Genomic DNA, 15,487 nt, shown 5'->3' with positions numbered 1-15,487 from the left:
TGCAACAAGTACACCTGTAAATTTATAAAAATATCTTAATTTTTAACCGCACTTTATAGGGTTAACGCGTCTGCCACTAACTGTTTTTGCTGTTTAGTGTGAAACGACATATAACCCACAGCAGGCGAAGCCGAAGCTGGACGCCCTGCATATTTGAGTTTAACTGGTTCTGGAATTGCTGATTCAAAATTATGTTTGCTGCAATACCAAGCCCCTTGGTTAAGTGGTTCTTCTTGACACCATACATAATCCGTGACATGTGCATAAGGCGCAAGCGCTTTCTTTACATCCTCATGCGGGAATGGATAAAGCTGCTCAATACGAATAATCGCCACATCTTTCTGATTATTCGCACGACGTTGTTCAAGCAAATCGTAATAAACTTTACCTGAACACATTACCACACGTTTCACATCTTTAGGATCAAGCCCGTCAATTTCTCCAATTACCGTTTGGAAAGCTCCATTAATCAACTCATCTAAACTGGATACAGCCAATGGATGGCGTAACAAAGATTTTGGAGAAATGGCAATCAATGGACGGCGCATTTTACGCAACGATTGACGACGAAGCATGTGATACACCTGTGCTGGCGTTGACGGCACGCAGACTTGCATATTTTGTTCAGCACAAAGTTGCAAATAACGTTCAAGACGAGCAGAAGAATGTTCTGGACCTTGTCCCTCATAGCCATGAGGCAATAGCATAACTAAACCACACATTCTGCCCCATTTTTGTTCGCCAGAGCTAATAAATTGGTCAATAACAATTTGTGCACCATTAGCAAAATCGCCAAATTGGGCTTCCCAAATGGTTAACGTTTTTGGATCTGTTGTTGCATAGCCATATTCAAAAGCGAGTACAGACTCTTCTGAAAGTACAGAATCCCATACTTCAAAACGACCTTGGTTAGCATGCAAATGTGTTAATGGTACATACCCCGTACCATCATTTTGATTATGCACAACGGCATGACGATGGAAAAAAGTTCCCCGCCCCGCATCTTCACCTGATAAACGGACGTTAACACCCTCATCAAGTAAGGTTGCATAAGCCATGGTTTCAGCCATACCCCAGTCGAGCAATTTTTCGCCTTGATACATTGCTTTACGATCATTATAGATTTTTTCTACACGAGGATGCGCACGTAAACTTTCTGGATATTCACATACCCGTTTAGCAAGGGTTAAAAAACGTTCCTGTGAAAATTTGCTTTCATACGGCGCTGTCCAATCATAGTTGAGATATTGCAACCAATCCATTTTTGCCGTATCCATTTCTCTCCATTCTGATACGACTCGATCACCATTATCTAGCACATCGCGATAATCATTCATCATCTCGGTGACTTGTTCTTCAGTCATCACGCCTTCTGCAACTAAGCGATCTGCATAAACTTTACGAGGTGTAGGATGTTTTTTGATGATACTATACATCATTGGCTGAGTGGCTAATGGCTCATCGGCTTCGTTATGACCATGACGACGATAAGAAATCAAATCAATAAAAATATCTCGTTTGAATAAATTACGATATTCCACCGCCATACGCGCAGCAAAAGCAACCGCTTCAGGATCATCACCATTAACATGAATAATCGGCGCTTGAATCATTTTCGCAATATCGGTGCAATACTCTGTGGAACGAGTGTCATTCGGGTTAGATGTCGTAAAACCAATTTGGTTATTAATAACAATACGAATCGTGCCGCCCACACTATAACCTCGAGCATTTGACATATTCAATGTTTCTTGAACAACACCCTGCCCTGCTACAGCGGAATCACCATGTACTGTAATCGCTAAAACTTGACTACGCGTTGTATCATTAATACGAGTCTGTCTTGAACGTACAGAACCCACCACTACTGGACTCACAATTTCCAAATGAGATGGATTAAATGCCAAAGTTAAGTGAACTCGCTTATCATCCACTGCAAAATCAGAAGAAAAACCTTGATGGTATTTCACATCTCCCGTACGTTCACTCGAATGTTTACCCGCAAATTCATCAAATAAATCTTCAGGCTTTTTACCTAATACATTCACGAGCATATTCAAACGCCCACGGTGTGCCATTCCCATTACCACATCATTTACCCCTTGGCGACTGGCATGACGGATAATTTCTTTCATTAATGGAATAAACGCATCACTTCCTTCTAAAGAAAATCGTTTCGCTCCCGGGAATTTTGCACCTAGATAGCGCTCTAAACCATCTGCGGCGGTAAGTTCACGAAGAAAATTAACACGTTCTTCAGATGTAAAAAGCGGTTTATCTAACACACTTTCCATTTTGCTCTGAAGCCAAGTTTTCTGTGCCATATCTTGCACATGCATAAACTCTAAGCCAATTGAGCCGCAATAGGTCTCTTTCAACATTTGAGCTAACTCACCAAGCTTAATGGTATCGCGTTTGTAAACGTAATGATTAATATTGAAGGTTTCGTTGAGATCTTGTTCGGTAAAACCGTGATGACGATAATCTAATTCAGGGACGGAAGATACTTTCCAACGATAATAATTGAGGGGATCGAGATTAGCCTCTAAATGGCCACGAAAACGATAGGCATTGATAAATTGTAGAACTTTCACCAATTTTGCACCAGCAGCCGGATCTATCACTGTCACTGCTTCATTATGATTTTCTCGTGCTAAGCGACGAAAATAATCTCGCACTGGTGTATGGGGCTGTTCAAGTGCGGTCATTTTGGGTAAAGAATCAAAAGTGGCTCGCCAACTTTCCTCCACAGACTGCGGATCATTCAAATAGCTTTCATAAAGCTCTTCTATATAAGATTGATTTGCACTGCCTAATGCGGTGCTAGCTAACCAATCATCAAATGCCTTGTTTTGCTGCATAATTACCTCTTTATTATGATTATTTGGAACGATATTTTTCGCTCCATTTTTTCTCCATTATACATAGGATTGAAAAGGAAATAAGCCTCTTATCAGAAATTGTTACAGATTTGTGATCTGACTCAAACTCTTTCCTTTTTCAGATAAAAAGAGCCGATAAAAAATTAGCCCTTTAGAAAATAAGAATAAAATTCACCGCACTTTTAACGATTTAAAAATGGGTTTGTCTGTTTTTCTCGACCAATGGTTGTATAAGGTCCATGCCCAGCAATAATAATCAGATCGTCATTCAACGGTAATAGTTTTGTTCGAATTGAAGAAATCAATGTTTCATAATCCCCGCGAGGGAAATCGGTACGACCAATTCCACCTTGAAATAATACATCGCCTGTAAATGCCACTTTTTTCTCATGTTCAATAAAACCAATATGCCCAGGTGTATGCCCTGGTAAATGTAAAATCTCGAAATTAAAGCCATCTAATTTTAAGATTTCGCCTTCTTGGTTAAACCAACGATCAGGTAAAAAGGCTTCAATATTTGGCAAACCAAAACGTTGTGCTTGTTCTGGCAAACTCTCAAATAAAAATTTATCTTCTTCATGAGAACCCCAAATTTCAACGCCAAAATGTTGTTTTAATTGCATAGCTGCGCCAACATGATCTAAATGACCGTGGGTAAGCAAAATCACTTTAAGATTTAAATCCAGTTCTTCAATACGTTGAATTAGGCGCTCGGTTTCGCCACCTGGGTCAATAATTGCTGCATTTTTGTCGTCATCCCAAATCAAAGAACAGTTTTGTTGAAATGCGGTGACTGGGATAATTTCGATATTCATGTTTGCTCCTTATAATCGATAAAATTGCTGAGTATTCAAAAGCATTTTCTCTTGAATATAATGTAATGGCAAAGATCTTAATTCAGCTACTTTCTTTACTACTGCAGATAATTTTTCAGAAATGACCGAACTTTCAAATCCTTCATGTGGCCAAGGACTATCCGTTTCAATCATCAAACGGTTTAACGACAAATGTTGGGCAACATATTGCGTTTTAGGATTCCATAAAATATCAGGTGTGAGGCTCGCAAAATATGGTGTAGATAAAAATTTCTGAAAAGATTTTTCATCTGTCTTAAACCAATGAAAATGGGCACGTTGAATATTATGTTTCTGCAATAATTCAAGGGCAATATCCACATCATTATGCACAATATGTAAATTTAACGGTAAATCCCATTTTTTCGCTATCAGAATAAATCGTTCCAGTAATTCAATGTAAGGTACGTAATCCAAATTTGAATTTTCACGTTTAGAATAATGTGGCAACCCCACCTCGCCAATCGCAGAAATCGATGAATGATTTTCATCAATCCATTGAGATAATTCTTCTTGCTCTTCTAACTTCGGCAAGGGCTGTTCAGGATGAAAACCAGCTGCAATATAAAGTTTCTCGGGATAAGCCTGTTTTAAATTCAATAGCTTTTTAGCACTTTTTAGATTCGTACTTACTGCAAGCATACCTGTAATCTTTGAATCACCAAGTGTTTTCTGAATATTCTCATCAGAGAGTTGATCCAAATGAAGATGACTGTCAAATAGCATAGTATTTTTCAATGAAAAACCGCACAAAAGTGCGGTCAATTTTAAATCTATTTTATACCCCTTTCCAGGTTCTAACAGGGCCTGTATCCACATGAATAAAATTACTTGTCGGATAATACCCTACCCCACCATTTCGAAGATTTTCTGCGGAAGATTTCACTTTAATCAAAGGCACACCTGCAATACGAAAATCAATGGCCTTTCCTTTAATATGATAGCTATTACTCGCCACGCCTTTACTTTGACGATGGCGCATTGCATTAGTTGCAGCGGAACGATATCCACAAATTACTTCAATTTCAGCATTGCGTAAACCTAAATTACTTTGAATATTATAAAACTTGTGGAATAAACTTGGATCCATTCTATGAACTTGGTTTGTTCGTTTATCGCGCATAAAATGATCTAATTTCTTTAATGTGGCACTTGTGAAACCTTTTTGTGCAGAAAATTCACCACTTAATCGCTCTCCCGTATTAATGTTACGGAACATCAAGATACGAGGCTTAGGTGTTGAAACCATTGCTAAGACAGAATTTGGTAAAACTGATGCACCTAAAATAATTCCACCGAGCGACAGCCATTTACGTTTCTGTTTATCAACCTTCATCATCTCTCCTTTCTATTTTTTGATGGATTATTAGAGATATTTTTTGACGACATTCCAGTTAATTCCACTGAAATTCATCAATCCATCATATTTATAAATATCTGGCAATGCCTGAATATTTCCATTCTCAACCCAAGATGTCACATAGTATATAAATACTGGGTTTTCTGAACGAATTGGGGCAGAAACCGTTTTTTTACTTTCTAAAACATTTTTTCGACGTTCATCAGACCAACCCACTTCTTTTAATAAAATGCTTGCAAGTTGATCAGATTTTTCAACACGCACACAACCAGAACTTAATGCGCGATCTTTACGGTTAAACAGCCCATGATTTGGCGTGTCATGTAAATAAATGGCATCTGAGCTTGGCATATTAAATTTATAATTACCCAGGGCACTATCGCCCGCAGCTTGTCGAACTCGATAAGGGAATTTATTACCAATAGATGCCCAATCAATAGAAGCTGGATCAACAACATTTCCCTGACTATCTAAAATTGAATAATTATGTTCTGCAATATAATTTGGATCCGCTTTCATTTTTGGCAATAAATCTTCATTAATTAAGCGAGTAGGGGCATTCCAAGGTGGATTAACAACAACATTACTCAATTTGCTATACATCACTGGCGTACGCCGTTGATCCTTACCAACAATAACACGAGACTCCAAAATTAAATTACCATCACGATAATACTGCAATTTATAACTTGGAATATTTACAAAGATGCCGTTATGAAAATCAGGAATTACTCGTAAACGCTGTGCATTAATTGCAAGTTTCTGCCCAACCTCTGATAAGCCTGATGCAGATACCATTGATGATAATGCTTTAACAGTTTGATGATATAAGTGATTATCACCCGATAAACTTTGTACAAAACCTAAAAGTTGACTATTGTCTACCGCACTTAACCAACGTTGAATATGCTCATCTGCAGGTTGTTGGACTTGATAGGCACTGGATGAATAAAGCCAGCGTTGAGCTTGTACGCCTACATTTTGAGTATAATACAAGTAATCTAGCAATATATCGCTCAATAAAACATCATAAGCTAACCCACCTTGCTGCTCGATCAATTCAAAGGATTCTAAGGATTTTGCTGAACGTTTAGAAATACCACTAGCCACCATTGCTGCGTAATCCTGTAATAATTGGCGAGCCGCAGCATTATCTTTCCATAATGGCGCATATTTACGTTCTGCATATAAACGAGCCAACAAAGGCTTAAACTGTAAAGCATGCTCGCCTATTTCATGGGTTAGAGACATTTCTAAAATAGCTTGCTTTTCCTGTGCTAAGCGGGCTTGATCTAATTTAATTTCCTCTTCAAGCTTTTGTTTTTCTTCTGGAGATAAATGAGAAACATCAACGCCATGAAGTTGCGCCGATTGTCCATTTTTTACAAAATCTGCTAAAGCACATCCTGATGCCATCATTGACAATGACAACACAAATACTGAGAGCTTTGCAGTGCTTTTAAACATAGCCATTCCTTAAACATTTCCTAAAAACAACCGCACTTTATCTAAGTTCTAAAACAAAGTGCGGTTAACATAATTTTATTTTTTCTCTTCTACTTTTTCCGTTGGTTTCTGAGCTTCTTTACCAACATCTTGCGTACTTGAATTCAACATGACAAAATCTGCAGCCATTTTTTCTGCTTCTTTTAAGAAGAAATCTGGCGCTTCATAATCTTTCGGTAAATCATCAATATCATTTAATGCCTTTTTACCTTCTCGTTTAAAACGCTCATTAATATCTTTTAAACGTCTTGCATCATCTTTATCGTTTTCAGCTTTACGTGTTTGATAATTCAACGATAAAAATTTGCGATCACGGCGCTCATTACGAATTTTTAAATCTTCATTCAATGCCACAAATTCAGGATCTTTGGCAATACGCTCAAGATGTTTTTGATTTAATACATCAACATCTTTGCGCGCATTACCAACTTCTTTATAAGTTGCAGATGGAATTTTATCCCATGGCAATGCATTATCTTCTTTATCTTCGCCGTACTCTTTCGCATCGATAATTTCAGGGAAATTAATATCTGCTGCGACACCTTTTAATTGTGTTGAACCGCCATTAATTCGATAGAATTTTTGGATAGTATATTGCAATAAACCTAACGGCGTCTGATCTAAATCATACACAAAATTCAAAGGGCGACTTTGCTGAACGGTACCTTTACCGTAAGTATTTTGTCCAATTACAATACCCCGATTGTAATCCTGCATTGCCGCTGCAAAAATCTCTGATGCAGAAGCGCTGTAACGGTTAATCATCACAAACAAAGGACCTTTATATTGTTGTTCTGCATCATCGTCTTCATGTACACGAATTCGTTGGTAAGCATCACGTACTTGCACAACAGGACCATTAGTAATAAACAAACCACTTAAAGCAACCGCTTCTGTTAATGCGCCACCACCATTCTCACGCAAATCAATAATTAACGCATCGGCTTTTTGTTTCTCTGCTTTAACCAATAATTTTTTAACATCGTCAGTTAAACCAATATAGAAACTTGGCACTTTGATTACCGCAATATTTTTACCATCTGCTTTATCCATGGTTAATTTTGCAGCTTGATCTTCAATACGCACTTTATCGCGCACTAAAGTAATAATACGGGATTTTCCACCTTTAGACGGCTCAATTTCTAACCGCACTTTTGTGCCTTTTTTACCTTTAATTTTCTCAACGATATCTTCTAAACGCCAGCCAACGATATCTTCAATCTCGCCTGTAGCTTGTCCCACACCGATAATTTTATCTCCGGGATGTAATTTTTTACTTTTCTCCGCTGGTGCGCCAGGAACAAGTGACTTAATGCTTGTTTCATCATCTTCTGATTGTAACGTTGCCCCAATCCCCTCAAGCGAAAGATTCATGCTTTCATTAAAACTTTTCGCGGTTCTTGGTGCAAGATAGCTGGTATGTGGATCAATTTCGCGAGCAAATGCATTTAAATAAGTTTGAAGAATGTCATCTGCCTTCGTTTGAGTTAAACGGCGAATTGCCAAATTATAACGTTTGGTGAGTTTTGACTTAATTTCTGACCATTTTTTATCTTTTAATTTAAGATTGATGATGTCATTTTTTACTCGTTCTTCCCAAAGTTTGTTGGCTTCCTCTTCAGTTTTCGGAAATGCCGCTTTTTCACGATCAATTTCAATTTGATCCTGGCCATTCAAATTAGGTTCTTTATCTAATAAAGACAACGCATAAGCATAACGTTCATAACGACGCTTCATCATTACATCATAAATATCAAAAGCAGCAGAAAGATCACCTTGATTTAACTGGTCATCCAACTTAGCGCCATATTTTTGACGAAGTTCATCTACATCAGATTGCAAAAAGGTGTTATGGCTAAAATCAATATTTTTAATATAACGATCAAAAATCTTCTCAGAAAAAGCATCATCCAATGAGATCTTTCGATAATGCGATTGGGTTAATCGAGTCGTTGCACGCTTAGTTGCCAACTGATTCTCTTCGCTTGCTGTTGGAATAGTAATATCGCTCAGTTTTAATTTAGGCTGCACAGCAAAAGCAGGCATAGAGCCGATTAACAATGCCGATAACAATGCGCGAGTAATCACATTTTTTGAAATATTAGATCTCATAACCTTTCCCGAGTAGAATTAAATCATTATGCAAATAAGCGATCTGCAGCTACGCTCATAACCAAACCGTTTTCAAGCTCAACACGTGCAGAATCTTTTAGAACTTCCACTACTGTTGCTTTTTTTGCATTATCACCAGCTTTCACTTTCACCACAGAACCAACAGAAATTTGTGAAAAATCAACCGCACTTAGTGACGGTTTATTGAGGTGTTTAGCATTTTTATTTGCAGGTTTACGTGGGCGTTGTTTTTGTTGTGCTTTTTTCGCGGCAGCCTCTGCTTTACGTTTTTCAGCAACACGAGCTTTAGCATCTGCAAGCTGTTGAGCTGCATGAGCTACATGCTCCGCTTCTAATGCTCCAGCTGGATTACCTTGTAAATCTACGCGCACTGCGCCTTCGCGACAGCCATGTAAATAACGCCAATTTGATGTGTATTGACGAAGAGCCTGACGCAACTGAGTTTTACTTACACGCTCATCATCTTGTAATGCTTCCGCTAAATCTTGGAACAGACCAATTTTTAATGGTTTTGCTTCGCCTTCTAAAATAAAGCAAAGCGGGAATTTTTCAGCCAAATACGCAATAATATCTTTTGTATTGGTTAATTTTTGTGAATTTACTTGCGCATCAGTGGTCTGAACGCCAGATTGAGAATCAGTCATGTTAGTTATCCTAGGGTAAATATAAACCGACTTAGTTTATCGCACTTTTTACAAAATTTACAATGAATCAAAACATTGTGAATAAATTTTGCACAAAAATAGTCAAGATCACTTCCCATATATACTTAAACAAGGCTAAAATGCCCCGTTTTAACAACCGAATAAAAGATAATCTTTCGTGCAAGAATCAAATCTCACACAAAAATCATTTCAAATTATAAAATGCGAAGAATGTGATGCTAGCGTAGAAACGCCTTTAATATTAAATAAAGATGAACAAGCTGAATGTCCACGTTGTTATCACCATTTAGCGACAGGTGGGCGTTGGTCTGTTCATCGTTGCGCTATGGTTGCTTTATCGATCCTTATTTTGATGCCATTTGCCTTAGGTTATCCCCTATTAAGTCTTCATTTATTAGGTGTAAAAATCGACGCATCTATTTGGGAAGGTATTTGGAAAATGTCAGTGGCAGGCTATGAATACACTGCCTTTATGGTGTTTATCTGTGCCGTTGTCATGCCTATTACCTTTGCAATTTTAGTCATTATGCTCTGGATTGCAAAAATTTTGCATATTAAACCACGTAGTATTTTGCTTTTTTTAGGTTATATAAAACCTTGGGTTATGTTTGATGTTTATTTAGTTGCGCTAGGCGTGACGATGTTCAAAGTGCGTGAATATGCAACACTGGAAATTAATGTTTATTTAATTCCCTTTATTTTCACCGCACTTTTGACAACATTACTTTTTATCAAATTAAACCTTAAAGCATTATGGAAAGAGTTTTATCCTGAAAATGAACCTGCTTATGATGCAAACAACATCGAATTATGTGATGCTTGTAACTATACATTTTCAAAAAATGGCATTCATTACGATAAAAAGAACAACCCACGATGTCCGCGCTGTTTATCGCCTATTCATATTTCAGATAATATTAAGTTACAACGCACTTGGGCAAGTTTAATTGCTGGGATTATTATGCTTTTCCCAGCAAATTTATTACCCATATCAGGCATTTATTTAACAGGTTCGCTCTCTGAAGATACATTAATATCTGGTGTAATTTCTTTTGTGAACATGGGCAGTTATTTTGTTGCTTTCGTGGTATTCTTTGCGAGTATTTTTGTCCCAATCAGTAAAGCTACAATTTTACTTTACTTACTAAGTTGTGTTCATTTTAAATGGCGACACTCTATAAAATGGCAAATACGTTTATTACATATTGTGCATTTCGTTGGACGCTGGTCGATGCTCGATTTATTTGTATTAGCCTTAATGATGTCTCTAGTAACTCGCGGTGAAATTATTAATTTTACCGTTGGTCCTGGTGCATTTTACTTCGGCGCTGCCGTATTTTGCAGCATGATTTCAACCTCACAATTTGATAGTCGATTAATTTGGAAAATTTATGACAGAGAAAAATAGTTCTTCAATGAAAGATCAACATACAGAAATGACAGCGGCAGTACGAAAAACTCGTCGTATTTCTCCATTTTGGTTACTTCCATTTATTGCATTATGTATTGGGGCAATTTTATTCTTCCAAATTGTTAAGGAACGTGGCACAAGCATCACGATTACCTTTACCAATGGTTCCGGTATCGTTGCGGATAAAACACAAGTTCGCTACCAAGGGTTGCAAATTGGTGTGGTGAAAAAAGTAAATTTCACAGATAACATGCAAAAAGTGGAAGTTGTTGCCAATATCAATCCTGAAGCATCAAGTATTTTGCGTGAAAATACAAAATTCTGGCTTGTTCAACCAAATGTTTCACTTGCAGGAATTTCAGGTTTAGATTCTCTCGTATCAGGCAATTACATCACTCTTCAACCGGGTGATGGCGATCACGAAGATGAATTTATTGCGGAAGAACAAGGCCCCATTGCCCAAGTTTCGCCTGGAGATTTATTGATTCACTTAATTTCTGATGACTTAGGCTCAATTTCCATCGGTGCATCCGTCTATTTTAAAAAACTACCTGTAGGAAAAATTTACGATTACCGCATTAATAAAGACAATAAGGTGCAAATAGATGTTGTGATTGATAAAGCCTATGCGCACTTTGTGAAAAAAGATTCACGTTTTTGGAACATCAGTGGCATTAACGCTAACATTAGCCCATCTGGCCTAAATCTAAATGTAGAAAGTTTAAATGCGATTGTACAAGGAGCTGTTTCTTTTGACTCTCCAGCTGACAGCCCAAAAGCAGATGAAAATAATCATTTCACGCTCTATACCAATTTAAAAGCGGCAAAACGTGGAATTGAAGTCAACGTAAATATCCCCGCATCTGCTGGTCTCGTTGCAGGACAGACCGAAGTTTATTCTCAAGATAATCCTATCGGGATTCTTTCTAAAATAAGTGCAGTTGAAAATAACGATGAAATTTTAGAAGGCAGTTTATTGATAGATCCAAACCAAGCCTCTTTATTTAAAGCGAATAGCAAAATCGTACTTCGCAATAAAAAAACGGATCTTGGTAATTTAGCAGATCCAAAAAAATTCTTTCGTGGCGAATATTTTGATGTCATTGCTGGAGATGGTGAAACTAAGCATAAATTTGATGTCATTAAAGAAAATGAGTTATTACTCAATGCACCTAATACATTAGTTTTAACACTCACCGCACCAGAAAATTATGGTGTAAGTGAAGGGCAAAATGTGTTTTATAACAACATGCCAATCGGACAAATTGTTTCACAAAAAGTGGATGTAAATGGTGTGCAATTTAAGGCAGCAATTGCATCTGAATATCGCAATTTAATTCACGAAAACACACAATTTGTCGCAGCAACCAACTTTGATATCAGCGTTGGATTAGACGGATTGCGTTTTGAGTCCGCTACACCAGAAAAATGGTTACAAGGTGGCGTGCGAGTACTAACGAAATCAGGTCAGGGAAAAGCTAAAGATAGCTATCCACTTTATCAAAATATTAGCAATGCTGAACATGGGATTATAGGAAATATTCTTACGCCAACAATAACCTTACACACCCAAACGTTACCAAGCATTGATAAAGGTTCTCTCGTACTATATCGTCAATTTGAAGTGGGGAAAATTTTAAATATTAAACCTCAAACGAATAGCTTTGATGTTGAAGTTTATATTTACCCTGCCTATCAACATTTGTTGACAGATAAAAGCCGTTTTTGGGTAGAAAGTGCGGCGAAAATTGATATCACACCTAAAGGAATTAGCATTCAAGCGACGCCACTTGCGCGTTCCTTAAAAGGTGCGATTAGCTTTGATAATAGTGGTTCGGGCAATAATCGAACACTTTACGCAAATGAAAGTTATGCCAAATCCATCGGACTTGCAATCACCTTAACGGCAGATGATGCAACCAATCTGAGCAAAGGGATGAGTCTGCGCTATTTGGGGTTAGATGTGGGGCAGATTGACAGTATTCAGCTTGATGCAAAATCTAAACGCATCACTGCAAAAGCATTAATAAACCCAAATTATATGAATATGATTGCGAAAGAAGGTTCTAACTTTACGATTATCTCACCACAAATTTCAGCTGGTGGAATAGATAACCTTGATAGCTTATTACAGCCTTATATCGATATTGAAATCGGGAATGGTAAACCAAAAACACAATTCAATTTAGTTCAAACAGCTCCACAACGTAATAAATTTAGTAATGGTACGTCATTTATTTTAGAAACACGTGATGCGATGAATTTAAGTGAAGGTTCACCAATTCTTTATCGAGGCGTAGAAGTGGGTACCGTGAAAAAATTTGAGCTTAACAGTCTTGGTGATCGCGTCTTAGTGCATATTGCAATCATGCCGAAATATAGCCATCTTGTTCGACAAAATACAGAGTTTTGGATTGCATCAGGCTATGACTTTACCTTAGGCTGGAAAGGTGCAGCATTTAATACAGGAAGTGTTCAACAGTTGCTAAAAGGTGGTATTTCTTTCTCCACACCAGCAGAAAAAGAAATTCAACCACAGGCGCAGCCAAACAAACGTTTCTTACTTCAAATAAAGCGCCCTGAAGAAGTGCAAACTTGGGGAAGCGGCGCTTTACCACAATAAATAAAAAATGGATTAAACGGTAAAAGGTTTAATCCATTTTTTATTATCGATTTAAATAGTCCAATAAATTTTCCCACTGTAATTGCATATCTTTCATACCCAGCTCATACATTGCCTGCAATTTATTGGGATCTTTTTCAATGCGCTTAATCTTCAAATCAACAGAAGGTCGAATAACAAAAATATCGCCTTTTTCTGCTAGCTTAATCACATTTTCAACTTGTCGATTATACATGGCATAACGCTGATTTACGGCATCTGCAAAATGTGGATAACGTCGATAAAACCATTTGGCAATCCAAGCCATCGGCTTAGATTTTCTATACTCTAAAGTGCGGGTAAGAATAACAATAATTTTATCGTATCCTAACTTCTGCATTTGTTCGACAGGAATAGAATCCACAATAGCGCCATCCAAATAAGGAATACCGTCTATCTCAACTGGCCGAGAAACATAAGGCATAGCGGAAGTGGCACGCAACACCTCCATTTGCGCCAAAGGATCTGTTAATTTGACATATTCCGCTTGTGCAGTTTGTAAATTAGTCACAGCCACATAAAAATCGATATCTGATTCTTTAAACGTTTTATTATCAAACACATCATATTTGAAAGGTACTTCATAAAAAGCAAAATCTTTATTCACGATATTTCCAGTACTCACCAAACTTTTAAAACTGATATAACGTTTATCTGATATAAATTTCTTGTTATAACGAATTGCCCGCCCTTTTTGCCGAGAAGGATAATTAACGCCAAACAATGCACCAGCTGAAACGGAAATAATGCCATCCACCCAAAAATCTTTATCTAAGAAGGTATCTAGTACTCCCGCGGTGTACATGCCTCGCATCGCCCCACCTTCTAATACTAAGCCAATTTTCATTGATTTTTTAACTTCTTCCATTTGAAAACAACACATAAAAATATTGCGTGCCATTTCTGAACACGCAATTATTTGAATAATCTAAATTAATCCCGTTTTCGACTCAGTAACCACCAAATCATCACAATAAATAGCAAACTTGGCATTAACGCACCGAAAACAGCAGGCATGTTATAAACAACGCTCATTTGCCCGAAAATTTCATTTACTACATAAAACAAAAATCCAAAACAGATGCCCGTTACAATTCTAGCTCCCGCTGTCACACTGCGTAGCGATCCAAAAATAAACGATAATGCCAATAACATCATTACGCCAACAGATACAGGTTGGAAAATTTTCCGCCAGAATGTGAGTTCAAAGCGACTCACATCCTGACCTGTTTCACGTAAAAATGAAATGTAATTATACAAACCTGAAATAGACAGTGATGTAGGACGTAAAGAAACAGCGCCTAATTTATCTGGCGTTAAATTTGTTTCCCATTTTTCCGATAAGCGATTACTTGTCGTGATTTCATCCTTGCTAATCATAGAATGGTTCACTTGACGTAAAGTCCATTTACTTTCATTTTCCGAATAACTTGCTTGGTTAGCATGTTTCAATTCCGTCAAATTACGATGTCGATCAAAAGTATAAATATAAATATCGTTTAATTTTGCGTCATCCATCACACGTCGAACAAACACAAAATTATTACCATCTTTTGCCCAAACGCCATTTTTCATGGAAAGCATTGAACCACCAGAAAGCGCTCGAGCACGCATATCACGTGCGAACTGCTCAGTTTGCGGAATCCCCCACTCACCAATCACCATGGTTAACAACACTAATGGTAATGCGGTTTTCATCACGGCCATTCCGATTTTAAAACGAGAAAAGCCAGCAGCTTGCATAACAACGAGTTCGCTTCGACTCGCAAGGTTGCCCAAAGCCATTAGCGCACCAAGCAATGCTGCCATAGGAAAGAAAGTTTCAATATCTTTTGGAATGGTTAAGCCAGTAAAAGCCACCGCTTGCCAAATATCATAAGTGCCTTTACCTACGCTACGAAATTGTTCCACAAATTTAATAATGGCAGAAAGCCCAACCAATGTAAGCAAAGTGGCAAAAATTGAGCCAAGAATACTTTTTCCAATATAACGATCGAGGGTATTCATCATTTTG

General features: G+C 37.6%; 11 protein-coding genes. 2 read left to right on the top strand and 9 right to left on the bottom strand.

Features of this window, described 5'->3' with window-relative positions:
* Window positions 1-53: 53 nt before the first annotated feature.
* From sucA to proQ, 7 genes are all read right to left on the bottom strand, one after another.
* Window positions 54-2,861, bottom strand: coding sequence for a 2-oxoglutarate dehydrogenase E1 component (gene sucA, locus DV427_RS07030; protein WP_114891799.1), 2,808 nt, complete (start codon window positions 2,859-2,861; stop codon window positions 54-56).
* 203 nt (window positions 2,862-3,064) lie between these two features.
* Window positions 3,065-3,697, bottom strand: coding sequence for an MBL fold metallo-hydrolase (locus tag DV427_RS07025; RefSeq protein ID WP_114891798.1), 633 nt, complete (start codon window positions 3,695-3,697; stop codon window positions 3,065-3,067).
* Window positions 3,698-3,706: 9 nt separating this feature from the next.
* A complete protein-coding gene (locus DV427_RS07020) occupies window positions 3,707-4,462 on the bottom strand; it encodes a TatD family hydrolase (protein WP_114891797.1) in 756 nt (251 codons plus the stop codon).
* Between the two features lie 52 nt (window positions 4,463-4,514).
* On the bottom strand, window positions 4,515-5,075 hold the full coding sequence (gene mepK / locus DV427_RS07015) for a peptidoglycan L,D-endopeptidase MepK (RefSeq protein WP_114891796.1): 561 nt from the start codon (window positions 5,073-5,075) through the stop codon (window positions 4,515-4,517).
* A 27-nt stretch (window positions 5,076-5,102) separates the two neighbouring features.
* Entirely contained in the window at window positions 5,103-6,563 is a 1,461-nt protein-coding gene (locus DV427_RS07010; RefSeq protein ID WP_479680567.1) for a L,D-transpeptidase family protein, read from the bottom strand.
* A gap of 75 nt (window positions 6,564-6,638) precedes the next feature.
* Window positions 6,639-8,714, bottom strand: coding sequence for a carboxy terminal-processing peptidase (prc, locus tag DV427_RS07005; RefSeq protein ID WP_114891794.1), 2,076 nt, complete (start codon window positions 8,712-8,714; stop codon window positions 6,639-6,641).
* A gap of 26 nt (window positions 8,715-8,740) precedes the next feature.
* On the bottom strand, window positions 8,741-9,379 hold the full coding sequence (gene proQ, locus DV427_RS07000) for an RNA chaperone ProQ (RefSeq protein WP_162790283.1): 639 nt from the start codon (window positions 9,377-9,379) through the stop codon (window positions 8,741-8,743).
* Between the two features lie 178 nt (window positions 9,380-9,557).
* Here proQ and DV427_RS06995 point away from each other — a divergent pair, with 178 nt between their 5' ends.
* Entirely contained in the window at window positions 9,558-10,808 is a 1,251-nt protein-coding gene (locus tag DV427_RS06995) for a PqiA/YebS family transporter subunit (RefSeq protein WP_114891793.1), read from the top strand.
* Window positions 10,792-13,434, top strand: coding sequence for a PqiB family protein (locus DV427_RS06990; protein ID WP_114891792.1), 2,643 nt, complete (start codon window positions 10,792-10,794; stop codon window positions 13,432-13,434). The genes DV427_RS06995 and DV427_RS06990 overlap by 17 nt, the downstream gene beginning before the upstream one ends.
* Window positions 13,435-13,477: 43 nt before the next feature.
* Here the strand turns inward: DV427_RS06990 and DV427_RS06985 are convergent, their stop codons facing one another.
* Both DV427_RS06985 and lptG read right to left on the bottom strand, forming a co-directional pair.
* Window positions 13,478-14,320 (bottom strand): patatin-like phospholipase family protein, encoded by an 843-nt coding sequence (locus tag DV427_RS06985; RefSeq protein ID WP_114892181.1) that lies wholly within the window; start codon window positions 14,318-14,320, stop codon window positions 13,478-13,480.
* An 86-nt stretch (window positions 14,321-14,406) separates the two neighbouring features.
* Window positions 14,407-15,483: an LPS export ABC transporter permease LptG gene (lptG, locus tag DV427_RS06980; RefSeq protein ID WP_114891791.1), complete on the bottom strand. Its 1,077-nt coding sequence runs from the start codon at window positions 15,481-15,483 to the stop codon at window positions 14,407-14,409.
* Window positions 15,484-15,487: the final 4 nt, after the last annotated feature.

Source organism: Haemophilus haemolyticus, from assembly GCF_003351405.1.
Taxonomy (GTDB): domain Bacteria; phylum Pseudomonadota; class Gammaproteobacteria; order Enterobacterales; family Pasteurellaceae; genus Haemophilus; species Haemophilus haemolyticus_N.
The sequence above is the reverse complement of the archived record's forward strand: the minus strand, read 5'-3'. Positions and strand labels throughout refer to the sequence as shown.